The sequence below is a fragment of the Leifsonia sp. YAF41 genome (assembly GCF_052113185.1).
Taxonomy (GTDB): Bacteria; Actinomycetota; Actinomycetes; order Actinomycetales; family Microbacteriaceae; genus Cryobacterium.
Map to the genome: position 1 here is coordinate 241,013 of NZ_JBFRCS010000001.1, position 14,736 is coordinate 255,748.

A 14,736-nucleotide genomic window follows, 5' to 3' on the forward strand; every position below is an offset into this window, starting at 1 on the left:
TTATCGTGTCTCCGTTGACTCGGATGTGGTCTTTCAGGTGGTCTTAGAGGCGGCGCTCGGAGTACCAGTGCGGCTGGCTCGTCAGCCCGTGCTCGATCCACACGTGCTTGGCCTCGGTATAGGCGTCGAATCCTTCTTCGCCGAGTTCGCGGCCGAGGCCGGCCTCACGGAAACCGCCGAAGGGTGCTGCGTAGTTATCGGGCAGCGGGTTGTTGATCCAGACCGTTCCGACCTTCAGCTCCCAGGCGGCCTTCATCGCCAGGCCGAGGTCGCCGACCAGAACGTTGCAGCTCAGGCCGAAGCGGTTGTCGTTGGCATACGCGATGCCTTCCTCGAATGTGGCGATCGGCACGATTGGTGCGACCGGCCCGAAGATCTCGCCGAGCTCGTTGATCTGCTCGTGGTTCAGGCCACGGATGAGCGTGGGCTGGAAATACGCGCCCGCTCCGTCAATCGGTTCCCCACCAAGCAGAAATTCAGCGCCGGCCTCACGGGCGCGACGGCAGTAGTCGACCAGACGCGCCTGGTGCGCGAAACTCGCCAGCGGCCCGACATCCGTGCCGGGGGCAAGCGGGTCGCCGACGAGGAGAGCGCTCATTCGAACGGCCAGCTTCGCGGTGAATTCGTCGACGATGGTGTCGCGCACGAAGAATCGCTCGGCCGCGGTGCAGACCTGGCCGTTGTTGGCGAACTTCGCAAACAGCGCGGCCTCGACCGCGAGGTCGAGATCGACGTCGTCCCAGACGATCATCGCGTCATGGCCCGACATTTCGACCGAGCAACGCTTCGCATCCTGGGCGCAGAGCGCCAGGATCTTCTTGCCCACCGCGGAGCTGCCGGTGAACGCGATCTTGTCGATGCCGCGGCTGAGCACGAGGGCCTCGCCGATGTCGGCGCCGCCCTGCAGAATCTGGTGCACGCCCTCCGGCAGATCCAACGCCGCGACCAGGAGCGGCAGTGACAGCATCGTCTCCGGCGACGGCTTGGCGATGATGGTGTTGCCCGCGGCCAGTGCGGGGGCGGCCTTCCACGACCAGAGCAGTAGCGGGTAGTTCCAGGGCAGGATCGCTCCGACGACACCGAGCGGTTCCTTGATCACCAGGCTCGTCGAGGTTGGAGTCGCCTGGGGTGCGAGCCGGCCACCTCGGGTGCGTGCCAGGCTCGCGTAGTAGTCGAAGACATCCGCTGCGGCCGCCACCTCGAACTCGGCCTCCATCAACGGCTTGCCGCTTTCGAGCGTCAACGCCCGGGCCACCTCACCGGCGACGGCGCGCATCTGGGCCGCGCAAGCCTGCAGCACGTTCGCACGCTCAACTGGGGTCTGGCTGGACCAGTTCTCGAACGCGTTGCGGGCGATGACGACGGCGGCCTCGACATCGCTCACGGTGGCCATCGGAACCTCGGCGATGAGCGCCCCATCGATGGGGCTGATCGCCTGGGCGGTGTGCTCGGAAATCAAACTCTGGGTCATGACTCACTCTTTCTGCGGCTGCACGGCAACGATGTAGGTTTCCGAGCTCTGGTGTTTGCCAGCTACTCGGGGTGAAGCAAGTTTGGCCGGGCTGTCAGTCAGCAGTGATGACAGGTCCAGATTCAGTAGCATATCCCTCACACGCGCCCTCTCAGTGGCGCAAACTGCAGCCACACTCGTGCTTCACCGGCGCACTCGCTGATCTCATCACGTTGCCGACCCTGTTCTGGGGGCGAATCAGGTTGCCATCTAGACAGCTGGTGGTGCGGTTACAAACGGTCGAGGTGTCTCCGGAGTGTGTCGCGGGATCCCGATGGTCGAGCTAGTCGAGTCACTGCATGGATGGCGACTGTGTCGTTGGTGGAGGAGGTCGCAACGACGTGGACTATGCCCTTTCCGGTGGTTGAGGAGCAGCCGACGGAGGAGGCCGCGTCTCGAAACCACGCGAGCCGACCTCTGAACCTGGGGTGCGTCTGAGGATCGGCCGGCGGTGGTCACTTCGACAAGCTCAGTACATCGCTCGAGACGGCCGCGGGCGGCCTCCTCGACCAGCGAGAGGGTGACGTCCGCCTCGGTCAGACCCGTTCCGGTGGTCGAGCTTGTCGAGACCGGGTGAGTGATTCTCGACCATTTCGGTGGTTGAGGAGCAGCCGACGGAGGAGGCCGCGTCTCGAAACCAAGCGAGCCGAGCTCTGAACGTGGGGCGCGTCTGAGGGGCGTCCGGCGGAGGCCACTTCGACAAGCTCAGTACATCGCTCGACAGGCTCGACCACCGGTCAGCCGGCCCGTCGGGCGGGCCGCGTCGTGGGGTGCTTCGGCGGGAAGAGTTCCAGCATCAGCGGGCTTTTGCTCGGCATCGGGATGGGGGTCTGGTCGGCGTCGAGGGCGGCCGGTGGGATGAGCCAGTAGTCGGCTCCGGTACGCCGGATGTGCCAGCCGTTGTTGTGCAGCAGCAGGTGGTGGGCTTTGCAGAGCAGGATGCCGTCGGCGAGATCGGTTTTGCCGTGTTCGGCTTTCCAGTGGTCGATGTGGTGTGCTTCGGTCCAGGAGGCGGGTTTGTCGCAGCCGGGCCAGCGGCAGCCGCCGTCGCGGGCGGCGAGCCCGACGCGTTGCCGTGCGGTGAAGAGGCGTTGGTCACGGCCGACGTTGATGCACTGACCGTCGTCGTCGAACTCGATGCCGGTGAGGCCGGAGCAGAGCAGGCGGTTCACGGTTTCCATCGAGACCGGGTCGGGGTGCCCCTCGATCTGTCCGTGCCCGGGAGGGAACGGGACGTCTCCGGGAGGGTCGGTGCAGGTGGGGGTCGGCCCGGTTGAGGATCTGGTCGGTGGGGATCCGGTCGATGGGGATCCGGTCGATGAGGATCCGGTCGGTGGGGATCCGGTCGGTGGGGATCCGGTCGGTGGGGATCCGGTCGGTGAACCGGTCATGTCCGATCCGACCGCGGCCGCTCCGGTCGGTGCAGACCCGGTTGAAGAATGGCCGGCCGAGGATCCGGCGGGCGCGTGACCGGCGGGTGTGCGACCGGCGGGTGTGCGACCGGCCGGGTTCCGGAAGGCCGGGCCCGGGATCGTCTGGGCGAGGTCACGTTCGGTGACGAGCACCCGCACGGTCGGCCGGCGGCCGAAGAACACCGTGTTCGGGTCGGCCTCGGCCGCGATCTGCAAGAGCGCGAGGATCGTGTCCGCGGCGATCTGCTCGATGCTGCGTTCGTCGTCGCGGAGCGCGTCGGCGCGGGCCTGGGTGCGCGGGTCGACGAAGCGGGGTCCGCCGCGGCGCGGCGACGTGGCGCCGTCGACGATCAACTCGACGAGGCGGCCGTCTTCCGGTGGCAGCAGCGCGGACACACGGTACATGCCGTCGGGTTGGCGCCAGATCCGGAAACTGCGCGCGTCCCGCTGGGTCTTCTCCCGCCGGGCGATCCCCTCCGCATCCAACTGGTCGCGGAGCCGCCGGGCCCGGCGGAGCAACTGGTCCGCGTTCAGCGTCCCGGCCTCACCGAGCAGGAACTCCGCGGCGGCCGCGAGCTTGTCGGCGGGCACGCCCGGGTCGATGTCGCCGAGGCCCTTCCGGATCGCCTCCGCCGCATCGACGGACAGAGTCCCGGACCGGACGGCCCCGGCGACGACGGCCAGCCACGGGGCGGCCAGACCGGCCAGTGCGGCCCGCTGCTCGTCGGTCAGCGAGTCCGGGTCGGCCTGCCGCAGCTGGTGCTGCAACTCCTCGTCGGCCTCGGTCTGGGTGAGCAGGGTGCCGACCGCGACCAGTTTCACGGCCTCGGTGCGGGTGCCGCCGGTCGCCGACTGGATCAACTCCACCGGGGAGAGAAACCCGTTGCGCTGCGCCAAACCCGAAAACCCGAGCTCCCGGGTGGAGCGCCGGGCGATCTCCCCGGCCGCCCACGCCGCATGCGTCTCAAACGACCGGCGAATCAGGCCAAGCTGCGTCTGCGACTCCAGCAAGTCCGCATCAGAAAGTGCCGCATACCCGGCCGCGCCATCACCGATCCGCGCGACCGCCGAGGCGGCGTCCCGGAGTTGATCAGGCAGAGGCTGATCGGTGAGATTTTGCATACTCCCAGACTAGAAAAAGGGGGAGAGTCGAAACCCGGATACTTCACATCCGTGAGTAACTTCTCGAACAGCCCACCTGTGGAGGAACGTTCCGGCACCGCGCCGATCGACCGGCAGACCGTGGTCGAGCCGGTCGAGAGAACGCACCCAGGTCTCGAGGCCGGCCCACCGGGTCTCGACGAGCTCGACCACCGAGGCATCCGAGGCAACCGAGGCAACCGAGGATCTCGTCGGCTCACAGTGCACAATCCGACCTCAAGACCGGCCCACCGGGTCTCGACAAGCTCGACGATCGAGATGGTCGCCGCGATCGCGGTTCGGCAGGAACCGAAGCGCGTGCCGGACCCAAGCTCCGGCCACGAGCAGGCGCGAGCTACCGTGCCGACACCCCACGCCGAGAACGCCGCAACCCGACCATGTACGGCAAGCCCAGACCGGCCGCCGCAAACGTTCTCCCGAGGCGTCCACGCCACGACGGCCCAGGCAACGGCGGGAGCGGGTCGTCGAGATCTTCGACGTCGACAAAGTACGCGCGCACGGTTCCGATCCCCTCGAGCTCGTGCGAGATCTCCTGCACAGTATCGGGCACCAGCGTCTCGCCCGTGCTGTAAAGCTCCTCGGAGAGCAGCACGTACTCCGGTATGTTCACCGGATTCTTTAGAAGGCGGTGCACAAGGATGACGTCGATCCCGACGAGCTTGCGCCGTTGCCGGATGGTCTGGGTCGCCACATCCCCGACGTGTGCCACGAACTTCAGCTTCAAATTGTCGGCTTCCTTGCACCCCGCGCACGGGCAGAGGTTTGTCGCGACATTCTGCCGCTCAAGATGGAATGCCCGATGCATGGCGACGGCAACCTGGAGAATCTGCGTGACGGTGGTGTCGGGATCGCTCGTGTCGGCCTGACGTGAGAGAAAGGCCGCATCACCCTCGATTTCGATGAGATCGTAGCCTGGAGCGGCGTCGATCATCTTGTCGAGCATCCGTGCGGTGTTGACTTCGGCGTGCGCGAGACTCATGCGGTGACTGCTCATGTAGTCGGTGTACCCACCAATGTCTGCGATCAGCAGCACTGCGCGCCCGGAATTCATGCCCCAAGGATCTACCCAAAGCCGGCGTTACTCAACCAGCGAGGCCCTGACGACCACGACCACGACAGCGACGACTCCTACTGTTTCGGCGCAGGCGGCGCCGGCGGCGGATCCTCGAACGGACTCTTCGGGTCAAAGCGATCCAACAGCACGTCGACGGCCGTCGACGCCTGCTGAGCGCTCGGCGTGTAGCCGAGCACAACGGGGAGGAACCGGTCCGATTCCAACGCCTGCAGCCGCAGGTCGCTTCTGGCCACCACGGTGGCCGTTCGGCGGGTGCGGCGAAGCAGCGCGATCTCACCGAAGCCCTCCCCTGGTCCGAGTGTTGCGATGACCCGACCGTCGCCCATCACATCCGCCTTCCCCGACTCGATCAGGTAGTACCGGTCGCCGATGTCCCCCTGGGCGAACACCACGTGACCCGTGGCCACGCTGACCGGTTCCAGACCCCGGGCCAGCCGCTCGACAGCGGGTAGCGGCAGAGGGCGGAACATCGGCACCCGCTGCAGCAGTCCGGTATCCAGGTCCAGGATGTCCACGGAGCGGTCGAGGGATCGCAATCGTCGCCAGGCAGCCGCCGCCAGAACCGGGCACACCAGTCCGATCGTCACGAGCGCGGTCTGCACACCGAACCAGTCGATCATCAACGACGCGACGATGGCCCCGATCCCGATGAACACGGTGACCAGACTCTCCAGCACGCCGAAGACCCGGGCCAGCACCTCGTCGGGGGCCATCCGACCGATCAGGGTGAACCCGGCGACATCGATCAGGGCATTGCCGACCCCGACTAGGGCCAACAGGCCGAGAGCCGCGGACTGCTGTGGCACCAGCCCGACAAGGGCGATCGGCAATCCCCACAGGCCGACCCCGACGGCGAACCACGCGCCCAGTCGTCCGGTTCCGACGAGAAGCGAAGCCGCGAGCGACCCCAGAACCGCGCCCACCCCGACGGCGGCCATCAGTGCACCCACGCCGGGCTCGCCGGTTCCGAGCAGCTCGATCGCCACCACAACCGAGAGCACGGTGAGCGCGCCCCGGGTGAGGGCCTGGGCCGCAGCGAGACCCAGGATGAGCGTCAGGTCACGATTCTGCGCAACTGCCCGAATCCCCTCAGCTGCCTCCCGAACCAGATTGGGGCGCCGCGGCGCCGGAGGTCGCGGTGGGGCGTCGTACCGCAGCCGCAGGAGCAGGGCGGCCGCCCAGAATGACGACGCGGCCGCGACCGCGAAGACGACGTCGACGCCGGTGAATTGGAGCAGCACCGCTGCCAGCAGCGGACCCACGAGGGTGGCTGCGGAGTCGAGCAGCCCCCGCACGACATTGGCGCTGGCGAGCTCGTACCCGGTGCGGCAGAGCGATGGCAACAGCGCAGAGTGCGCCGGGCGGTAGAGGGTGGCCGCGATCGTCGACAGCACGGCAAGCAGGTAGATGACCATCGGCGGACCCGCCACCGCAGCGACCACGGCGGCACCGGCGGTCGCGACTCCGCGAATCGTGGACACCAGGATGAGCACCCTCTCTCGGCGCCCGCGGTCGGCGATCGGAGACAGCAGCGGGGCGAGGATCGCGGACGGCACCATCCGAAGCAGTCCCACCAGCCCGAGCGCGGTCGCTCCGCCGTCGCGGTAGGCGACGATTCCGAGCGCGACGGTGAAGGCCCACTCGGCGGTCCAGGCTCCGAGAAAGCTCATCTGGGCGCGGCGCAGGTTGGGGTTGCGCGCATTGCTCGTGAAGGCAGCGGCTGCTTGGCCAAGCCTGCCCCGGCGTGCGTCGACTCCCATGGGGAGATCCTAGGCTGGTCCGCCGACGCTGTTGAGGCTTGGGCATGAAGGAAGGCCAAGGTCTCGGTGCCCTGAATCTCGAGCGTCCAGTCCGACTCGACGGCGGATGCTGCGACCGTCCACCGATGAGACCGGGAACGGCAGCGCGCGCGCGTGGTCGCAGCAGCGGTGATCTGCACCACGGCGATCGCAGCGATCGTCGTGGTGTTCGAGATACTGGGTGCATGCACACCACCATCGCCACGCAACGAGCCGGACAACTCACTTTCGACACTGCCGAGGGTTACGCCGACGACATCACTTTCCAAACCGACAACGGTCCTGTCCGGACGTGGTTGCATATCTTCGATGCCGTGAGCGACGACGACACCCTTCTGCTCCAAGTCAGCGACATCCTCGACGCATTCCCCGAACTACTTCGAACCGGCAACGATGCCCTTGAGGGTGACCTCGTCAACGGCGGCCAAGTGCTTCCCTTCGTCGAATTCCACGCCGAGGAACTGACCCGCCCCCACCTCGACGCCACCCTGCAGGACTTCCGCACCGGCCGGATCAACGCAGAACAAGTCATCACGCTGTTCATCCCCAAGTCGTTCGTCCTGACGCGCGACGACTCAAACCAATTGGCGTGCTGGATCGACTTCATTCTTCCCCCGTTCGAATCCGACCAAGTCTTGGCCGTCAAGTTCACTCCCGAGCGGACAGTGAAAAGCATCGATTGGGAGAGCTGATCACGACGATGCAGAGCAACAGGGGGCACGAAATGCTCACCAGCGATGCGATCGAAGGTCGCGGAGGAGCATGATGACCGAACCTGAATCCCACGCAGCACCCGGAGACGTCTTCGCGTTTCCGCTCGAGCGGATAGCACGATTCGGGGCGTGTCAGGTCGTCGCGATCGACGAGAACAGGGGTCTGGCGACCGTCGCGGTGCTGGCATGGACGGGAACCGCGGCGCCTGAGATCGCAGAGGTGGAGGGCGTGCCGCGGATGGTGCGGGACTTCATGTTCTGGCGCCCGGAGGAGATCCTCAAGAACGTTCCCCTCGCAGTGCCGGCCGCATACCGGCGAATCGGCACACTCCCGGTGACGGGCGAAACAGTCTCCCGCTCCTCCGCCTCGTGGGACTTCGCACGCCAGGTCGAGCGCCAGCATCGCTGGGACTCGATCCCGAGCGACACCAGGTCGGCGTTCAAGGCGGTGGTGGACAGCGAGGAGACGGCAATCACTCCGGGGCTCACCTACTCTCGCGAGCCGTACGCGGCCCGCCTGGGCGCGGCACTCAGCTTCAGCGATGACGCGGGGTACCAGATCGGTACCGACTTCCGCATGGATGCATTGCTCGCCTGGCCCGCGCTCCACCAGGTCACACTCCACTCTTGGCGCGATGATCTCCTGCAGTTCCTGGAGTCGTCACCCTTGGCCACAGAGCTGACCCTCACCGGACATAGCCAGCGTGAACTTGATTTCTCCCGTACGAACCTCAACCGGCTCTCACTGGACATCACGGGGCTCGAACGGCTCGTTCTTCCCGCGAGCCTGGACCTCCTTATTCTGCGCGGCGCGGGTGCCCCGTCCGACCCTGCGCTGCAGGTCAGGGCTGAGCAGGATGGTCGTTGGGTGTCCGTTCACCTCACCGGAGCCGTTCCGCCCGTACGTGGGCTCGACCGCGTGGAGGGACTGCGGATCGGGGCGATCGAGGCCTTGAGCCTCTCGGACGTGTCCGAATTCTTCCCCCTCGTCTCCTGGCTGCACCTCTTCGGTGCGCCGGGGCTCCTCGACGAGCTTTCAGAGCTGCGAGCGCTGCAGAACTTAGAGACTCTGTGGATGTGCGATCTATTCGGCTACGAGCCCAAGTCCTTCCCGAGCCCGGCCGAACTCCCCATGCTGACGAGCCTCGACCTCGACAGCGTGCCCGTCGATGTCGCCGCGAGCGTGCGCGCCGCGTACCGGAAATCTCCCCGCGTCGAGCTGACCGTGCGCCGACCCCGCAAATCCGAATGGCTGGCGGAGAACCTGCACAACCCGCTGCGCCGCTGGGACGGACGCGAGGGCATCCCTGATGCCACGGCGAAGAAGGCCACTGCCGCGTTCGTTGCTGCGCTACGGAAGGTGCGCGAGGCCGACACGACCCTCACCGATGTCACGGAGTATGCGACGGCCGTGGTCGCAGCGGTAACCGACTTCCTCGACATCATCGCCGCTCTCAACAGCAAGCGCCACTTCCTCTTCACTCTGGAGCGCGACGAGGCGATCGATGCAATCAACGTTCTCACCGCCGGCCTCTCCCCCGAGGCCTACCGCGCCCTCGAACCGCTCATCGAAGGAGCTCTCGACGACTGAGCGGCCGCGAGTTCAGGCTCGCGGCTGCGATCACGGCGCGCACGGTTCCGATTGTGATGCTGGCTCCGGACCCGACGCATCAACTTCCGGGCACGTTCCCCATCCAAGCGATGGGAATTCCACCCGTCGGAAGCGGCCGCCGATCTTCATCGAACAACGGGTTCGCCTTGCCACTTTCTGAGAAGGATGCGCGCAGGCGTTCTGCCCTGCGCCGAGCCCGAACTTCTCGGACGACTATGACGACGCCCCGGGCCAGCAGCGCAGCACCGCCGATCACTTCAAGCACCGGCAGCGCGGTAATCGATCCTGTCGTGAGCTGAGAGATGCCGAACGGCAGCAGGAACCATGCGCCCATGACAAGCACGATGCCGAGCACAATGCGAAGAGTGCCCAAGCGGAGTGCTCGAATTCGTCGCTCGTCCTCGACCAGTGCACGAGCTATGTCGGCCTGAGCCATGAGGACACTCTCCAGTCGTCATCCCTCGATTTCGAGCACGAGATTTTCGAAACACTGTGTGAAGTTCTTGCAGCCTACTGCCCTGGTGCGCCCGATCCACCTCAAATTTCTTTACCCGAGTTGAAGAGTTCTCTAGCTCGATAGCATCATCGGATGGCGAATCAAGCACAGCTGGTGGATCGCATACGGAAGTTGAACGCTGAGCGGGGTCGGATTGTGATTGGCATCTCCGGATTCTGTGGATCTGGAAAATCGACGCTTGCACGCGAACTCGCATCGCAATCGCCGGACTGGGTTCGGCTCCGCGGCGATGACTTCCTTGACCCCCAGAGATCTCATCGACGTTCGAGCGATTGGGACGGAGTTGCTCGCGAGCGACTGGCCGAGGACGTAATTCGACCGTTCGAATCGCATCGGGAAGTTCGGTTCCAGCGATACGACTGGACTCAGAGTCGGCTTGGCCCGTTCACGGTGCTTCCGCCGTGCGAGGTGCTCATTATCGACCTGATCGGACTGTTCCATCCAGATTGTCTCGAAATCATCGACCTGAGCATCTGGGTGGATGTCGACCTCCAGCGTGCGGTCGCTCAGGGTAAAGCTCGGGACAAGGATCTCGGTCGCGACCACGATCAGCTGTGGGACCGGGTCTGGGCTCCGAACGAGATTGATTTTGCTGAACGGTTTGACCCGCGCTCTTCGGCCGACGAGTTGTACGACTGGGTCGCCAACGTTCGCTCTGACGCTACGTAGTTGAGACAAATAGAGCCCCAATAACGGGTCAAACAGATCACGACTCCACAATTGGAGCGAATTTCAGAGGTACGACGGTTGAATGGATGTCTCTGTGCTCAACGAGCTTGGGAGGGCCGATAGGTATTGATCACAACACCAGAGGGCAGGGCGAGACTCTCGGCCAAGGAAAACCGAGTAAACGGAAACCCGTCGGAAAACAGCTTCTTGCCGGTGCCCAGCACAAGGGGGTAGACGACGAGGCGGTACTCGTCGATCTGGTTGTGTTCGGCCAGCGACTTGATCAGTTGGCTGCTCCCCCAGATGCGAATCTCTCCACCTGGCTGTTCGCGCAGCTTCGCAACTGCGGCCGGCACATCGGAGCCGAGGAGATGTGAGTTCTTCCAGCCGAGCTCGGTCAGCGTGCGCGAAGCAACGTACTTGGGGATGCGGTTGTATAGCCGAGTCAGCTCGCCCTCGAAGCCCTCGGCGTTCTCGTCCCACAAGCCCCACGCTCCGGCGAAGATCTCATAGGTCTTGCGCCCGAGCAGCAACGCTTCGGTCTTGCTCTCCCATTCTGCGACGATGCCGCCGCCGGCATCCCTGTCTTGCCACCCGCCGTACGCGAAGCCATCTTCCGTGTCTTCTTCCGGACCACCGGGTGCTTGGACGACGCCGTCGAGGGTGATAAACGATTGGACCACTACTGAGCTCATGTCGGTTCCTCCTTGTGTCGTGGCGGCACATCCCCGACCATATTCCGACATCACATTTCGTGAAATGACCTTGCCCCGACACCGCTCCATATGGTTCCGACTCGCTTGTCGAACGTCGGAGATGCTTCGCCTCTCAAGCGTCGGGAGATGAATCGTCGCCTTCAGCATGACTTTGGCGCACATGCGTGATGCGTTCGTTGAGAACGGAGACGATCGTCGCGCTGGCCGTGCCGATGATCGCGATACCGCCCGCCATTAACACCACCGCCAGCAATCGGCCCGTAACGGTGACGGGCGTATAGTCGCCGTAACCAACCGTGGCTACGGTCACACAGGCCCACCAGATCGAGTCTCCGAAACTCACGATCGTCGCATTTGGCGCATCGCGTTCGACCGCGAGCACCGCCAGAGCGATCACGTAGATGAAGAGCGTCGCGAATGCGAGCGCGGCCACGACCAGGCGGGATCGCACCGAGCCACCGCTGTTCCCCCGGAACCAGCGGAGGCGTGGCAGCAACGTCAGCAATTGAAACGGACGAAATATGGGCACCACGGCGGATGCTACCTCCGCACTATGCGTTCGGAGGAACCGTGTCCGGGAGCGTCGCGGAGTCAGCGACACCCGCACAATCAGGTCAACGATGTACGCCACCCAGATCAGACCGAGGATGACGGTCAGCGCGACCTGCCATGCTTGCGCCAGTTCGGGCACAAGCACCAAAACGGAGTACCCGAACAAGAAGAACGCCGACGCAATCAGAAGTGGCGTCCCGGTTCGGTTCTCCCACAGCTGCCGCCGGGCCGCATCCACTTTTTCGGTGTTCACCGGGGCAGCCTCCGTTTTCTAGCCGCCACCGCGCGGGGCGGGGCGGGAACGTTCATACGGAGGGCTGACCCGGCGAACTCTACGGGCAGAAGCCCGAGACCAAAGGTTGGTCTGGCGTCAAGCGTTTGCCAGCGTTTTGGACTTGAGTGCGTCGTACTCGGCTTGGGTGATCGCGCCCGAGTCGAGCAGTGACTTGGCCTTCTCAATTTCGGCGGTCGGACTCGAGGTGCTCGCAACCGTTCGAATGTAGTCATCCGTCGCCGCCTGCGATTGCCGCATCTCACCCGCTCGGCGCTCCGCCATACCCCGGCCGCGCGCGATCAGATAGATCAAGGCAGCCAAGTACGGCACGAGCACTAGGAAGATGACCCAGAGCGCCTTCTCCCAGCCGTTCAAGGTCCGGTCGCGGAAGACATCGATCATGACCGTGATGAAGATCCAAATGCAGGTGACGAAGATGTAGAACCAGAAAAACCAGACGAGGTAGTCCCAAAAACTCATGTGCTGCTGCCTTCCGCTTTGCGGCGTGCACCGCACGCCGAGTTTGACTGAATTCTTCGGGGCGGCCAGCAACCCTGCCTCATCCGAAATGGATGATTCCGGGGCCGGCTACTCCTCGTCGAGATCGTCCTCGAGTTCGGCAATCTCGATTTCGGCCGCAAGAGCCTCGACGATGTTGCTCGTTGCCTCGGCGATACGGGCAGTGCCGACAATCGGGGCGATGGCGGTGAGAACGCCGCGAAGGTCATCGGAATCGAGGCCTACTTCCCCGCCGGCCGAGAGGTTCAGCGCATATGACACCGGTGGCGCACCAACTGCGACCAGCGCGGCCACCCGCACAAGCATGAGGGTCTCGGAGTCGAGTACCGATGCTTCGACCGATGCCGCCGTCATGCTGGCCAGGAGGTCGAGAACCGGAGTGTCAAGTGTCGAATCGGACATTTTTTGCTTCCAATCGGTCGGTGATTCATGGGGCGACGACGCCACCCTCGATCATTGGAGCTTGACGCTCTGCGGCTTGCATCCTGCAAAGAGGGTGAGAAGCGGTCTCGGTCCTAGTAGTGATGCAGCTTGTACTGGTCAGTTGCTACAACTTGTGCTAGACATGTGGCACAACAAACGAAAGGTGTCACCGTGTCGTGGAGCACCATCTCTTCTCTCAGCCCGGGCGAACTTGTGGCTGCCGCCTTCACGCTGCCGCTATTTTCTCTGGCTGTCGCCTCACTCATCGTCACGGTTGTTCATCTCATGAGGCGGCGGCGCAACCGGCGCGCTCGTCTTGTGACGCGGACCGACGCCGGGAGTCCGTCGAACGCGGCGCGATACGTGCTTGAGCATCGCGCACTCAGCGTCGGCGCAATCGGGGTGATCCTGGTTTTCGCCATCGAGAACATCGTGCGCGGATACCTGTTGAACCTCGTCAACGTCGTCGAATGGTGGCAGTATGCCACCCCGGTGTTCGCCGCATCCCTCAGTCTCGCTATCACGCTGGGCCTCATCGTGTTCAGGGGTACGACGTATTCCGAACTACCGGTCGTGCCGACCGCACCACGAACTTGGACGAGCTTCAGCCCCCGCGCTGGGCTCATCGGCGCCGGCGCTGCGCTGGTCACCCTCCTCACGACGACCATTACCGCCGGAATGGCATCGTCAGCGGATGATGCCGGCCGGTACATCTATCTTGAAATCCCTGTGCCGAACGTGCCGATCGAAGCACTGCGCCCCTGGTTCTACGGATGGTCGTTCGGAGTGCCAGTCATCATCTGTCTCGCTGCACTCATTGCCGTGACGTGGGCGACGCTTCGCAGCAATGCGGCACGCCCCTACTTTCGGCCGGATACGGTTGGCGCCGAAAGGAAAGCACGGGTCGGGATCGCGACCGATGTAGTGCGAATCGCGACCGCTGGCATGCTGCTCGCACTCGGCGGCGCCTTTCGATTCATCGACCGGAGCGGCACGATCTCACGAATGATTGTCGAGCGTGACGGGCAAAGCAATTCGTATGACACCACGTGGCGGTATGCGGAGTTCGCGACAGCGGCAGGCTGGCTGGCTCCGGCGCTCGAAATCACGGCGTTCGCGCTGTTGCTGTTCGTCGCATGTCGTTCGTTTCGCGTGAAGACTGTCGGACTGCCGCAGGATCGCGTTGAGCGCAGCCCGGAATCGGAGTCCGTTCGATGAGCACGCAGCCCATCCTGCCGCCGGCTGACGAGTCGAGTCCTGCTCTCGACATTTACCGCCAGTTCCGCGGCCTGATTGCATCCGGCCAGCTCGGGGCTGGCGAACGATTGCCCACCGTGCGACAGACCGCAAGCGACCTCGGAGTGGCCCCCGGCACCGCGGCGAAGGCCTACAAGCTACTCGAACGAGACGGACTGGTTGTCACTCGCACTGCCGCCGGTACGCGTGTCGCCGCGTCAGCGGCCGTGCTCCCCGGGTCCGTCGTCCGGCGCATTCGCGAACTCGTTGCCGAGGCCGAAACGGTCGGCGCCAACTCTGACGATGTCATCGACGTATTGCGCGTCATCTGGCAGGCCGGATCTCACGCATCCGCGCCGCCGGACGCGGAGTCTCCCGTCCCTGGTTGAAGGTACAGCCTTGGTCAGCGCCGCCGACTATTGCAGCGCCGCCACCGACCCGATGAACCTGGACGGGCTCGCATAGTGCGATGATGCCATCACGGAAGGCAGAGGCAGAGTCGAACTCTGGAACCGCGCGTTCAACCGAGAAGCGGCTTGGCCAGGAGC

At 64.6% G+C, this 14,736-nt stretch carries 14 protein-coding genes; 5 read left to right on the forward strand and 9 right to left on the reverse strand.

From position 1 onward, the window contains the following. Window positions 1–43: 43 nt before the first annotated feature. From AB4Y63_RS01100 to AB4Y63_RS01115, 4 genes are all read right to left on the reverse strand, one after another. A complete protein-coding gene (locus AB4Y63_RS01100; RefSeq protein WP_441789183.1) occupies window positions 44–1,471 on the reverse strand; it encodes an aldehyde dehydrogenase family protein in 1,428 nt (475 codons plus the stop codon). Window positions 1,472–2,247: 776 nt separating this feature from the next. After that, the gene (locus AB4Y63_RS01105; RefSeq protein WP_441789184.1) at window positions 2,248–4,044 is read right to left on the reverse strand and encodes a DUF222 domain-containing protein; all 1,797 of its coding nucleotides are present in this window, start codon (window positions 4,042–4,044) and stop codon (window positions 2,248–2,250) included. Between the two features lie 373 nt (window positions 4,045–4,417). Then, complete coding sequence (locus AB4Y63_RS01110) at window positions 4,418–5,134, reverse strand: DUF2652 domain-containing protein (RefSeq protein ID WP_441789185.1); 717 nt, start codon at window positions 5,132–5,134, stop codon at window positions 4,418–4,420. Between the two features lie 77 nt (window positions 5,135–5,211). Further along, window positions 5,212–6,918, reverse strand: a complete 1,707-nt coding sequence (locus tag AB4Y63_RS01115; protein ID WP_441789186.1) for an MFS transporter — start codon at window positions 6,916–6,918, stop codon at window positions 5,212–5,214. A gap of 38 nt (window positions 6,919–6,956) precedes the next feature. Between AB4Y63_RS01115 and AB4Y63_RS01120 the strand changes: the two genes are divergently transcribed. Both AB4Y63_RS01120 and AB4Y63_RS01125 read left to right on the forward strand, forming a co-directional pair. Further along, window positions 6,957–7,649, forward strand: coding sequence for a hypothetical protein (locus tag AB4Y63_RS01120; protein ID WP_441789187.1), 693 nt, complete (start codon window positions 6,957–6,959; stop codon window positions 7,647–7,649). Window positions 7,650–7,722: 73 nt separating this feature from the next. Further along, a complete protein-coding gene (locus tag AB4Y63_RS01125; protein WP_441789188.1) occupies window positions 7,723–9,261 on the forward strand; it encodes a hypothetical protein in 1,539 nt (512 codons plus the stop codon). A gap of 79 nt (window positions 9,262–9,340) precedes the next feature. Here the strand turns inward: AB4Y63_RS01125 and AB4Y63_RS01130 are convergent, their stop codons facing one another. Beyond that, the gene (locus tag AB4Y63_RS01130; protein WP_441789189.1) at window positions 9,341–9,637 is read right to left on the reverse strand and encodes a hypothetical protein; all 297 of its coding nucleotides are present in this window, start codon (window positions 9,635–9,637) and stop codon (window positions 9,341–9,343) included. 234 nt (window positions 9,638–9,871) lie between these two features. Between AB4Y63_RS01130 and AB4Y63_RS01135 the strand changes: the two genes are divergently transcribed. Further along, complete coding sequence (locus tag AB4Y63_RS01135) at window positions 9,872–10,468, forward strand: uridine kinase family protein (RefSeq protein ID WP_441789190.1); 597 nt, start codon at window positions 9,872–9,874, stop codon at window positions 10,466–10,468. A gap of 98 nt (window positions 10,469–10,566) precedes the next feature. Here AB4Y63_RS01135 and AB4Y63_RS01140 read toward each other — a convergent pair whose 3' ends face one another. The 4 genes from AB4Y63_RS01140 to AB4Y63_RS01155 form a co-directional block, all read right to left on the reverse strand. Further along, complete coding sequence (locus tag AB4Y63_RS01140; RefSeq protein ID WP_441789191.1) at window positions 10,567–11,163, reverse strand: dihydrofolate reductase family protein; 597 nt, start codon at window positions 11,161–11,163, stop codon at window positions 10,567–10,569. Window positions 11,164–11,296: 133 nt separating this feature from the next. Beyond that, window positions 11,297–11,989, reverse strand: a complete 693-nt coding sequence (locus AB4Y63_RS01145) for a potassium channel family protein (RefSeq protein ID WP_441789192.1) — start codon at window positions 11,987–11,989, stop codon at window positions 11,297–11,299. A gap of 117 nt (window positions 11,990–12,106) precedes the next feature. Continuing rightward, entirely contained in the window at window positions 12,107–12,490 is a 384-nt protein-coding gene (locus tag AB4Y63_RS01150) for an SHOCT domain-containing protein (protein ID WP_441789193.1), read from the reverse strand. A 108-nt stretch (window positions 12,491–12,598) separates the two neighbouring features. Further along, window positions 12,599–12,931, reverse strand: a complete 333-nt coding sequence (locus AB4Y63_RS01155; RefSeq protein ID WP_441789194.1) for a carboxymuconolactone decarboxylase — start codon at window positions 12,929–12,931, stop codon at window positions 12,599–12,601. Between the two features lie 192 nt (window positions 12,932–13,123). Between AB4Y63_RS01155 and AB4Y63_RS01160 the strand changes: the two genes are divergently transcribed. Next, on the forward strand, window positions 13,124–14,170 hold the full coding sequence (locus AB4Y63_RS01160; protein ID WP_441789195.1) for a hypothetical protein: 1,047 nt from the start codon (window positions 13,124–13,126) through the stop codon (window positions 14,168–14,170). Then, a complete protein-coding gene (locus AB4Y63_RS01165; protein ID WP_441789196.1) occupies window positions 14,167–14,577 on the forward strand; it encodes a GntR family transcriptional regulator in 411 nt (136 codons plus the stop codon). Before AB4Y63_RS01160 ends, AB4Y63_RS01165 begins: the two co-directional genes overlap by 4 nt. Window positions 14,578–14,736: the final 159 nt, after the last annotated feature.

Bases quoted from the DNA above. Each gene is read 5' to 3' on its own strand.
- AB4Y63_RS01100 (WP_441789183.1), bottom strand. From the start codon at position 1,471: ATGACCCAGAGTTTGATTTCCGAGCACACCGCCCAGGCGATCAGCCCC.
- AB4Y63_RS01105 (WP_441789184.1), bottom strand. From the start codon at position 4,044: ATGCAAAATCTCACCGATCAGCCTCTGCCTGATCAACTCCGGGACGCC.
- AB4Y63_RS01110 (WP_441789185.1), bottom strand. From the start codon at position 5,134: ATGAATTCCGGGCGCGCAGTGCTGCTGATCGCAGACATTGGTGGGTAC.
- AB4Y63_RS01115 (WP_441789186.1), bottom strand. From the start codon at position 6,918: ATGGGAGTCGACGCACGCCGGGGCAGGCTTGGCCAAGCAGCCGCTGCC.
- AB4Y63_RS01125 (WP_441789188.1), top strand. From the start codon at position 7,723: ATGACCGAACCTGAATCCCACGCAGCACCCGGAGACGTCTTCGCGTTT.
- AB4Y63_RS01135 (WP_441789190.1), top strand. From the start codon at position 9,872: ATGGCGAATCAAGCACAGCTGGTGGATCGCATACGGAAGTTGAACGCT.
- AB4Y63_RS01140 (WP_441789191.1), bottom strand. From the start codon at position 11,163: ATGAGCTCAGTAGTGGTCCAATCGTTTATCACCCTCGACGGCGTCGTC.
- AB4Y63_RS01150 (WP_441789193.1), bottom strand. From the start codon at position 12,490: ATGAGTTTTTGGGACTACCTCGTCTGGTTTTTCTGGTTCTACATCTTC.
- AB4Y63_RS01155 (WP_441789194.1), bottom strand. From the start codon at position 12,931: ATGTCCGATTCGACACTTGACACTCCGGTTCTCGACCTCCTGGCCAGC.
- AB4Y63_RS01165 (WP_441789196.1), top strand. From the start codon at position 14,167: ATGAGCACGCAGCCCATCCTGCCGCCGGCTGACGAGTCGAGTCCTGCT.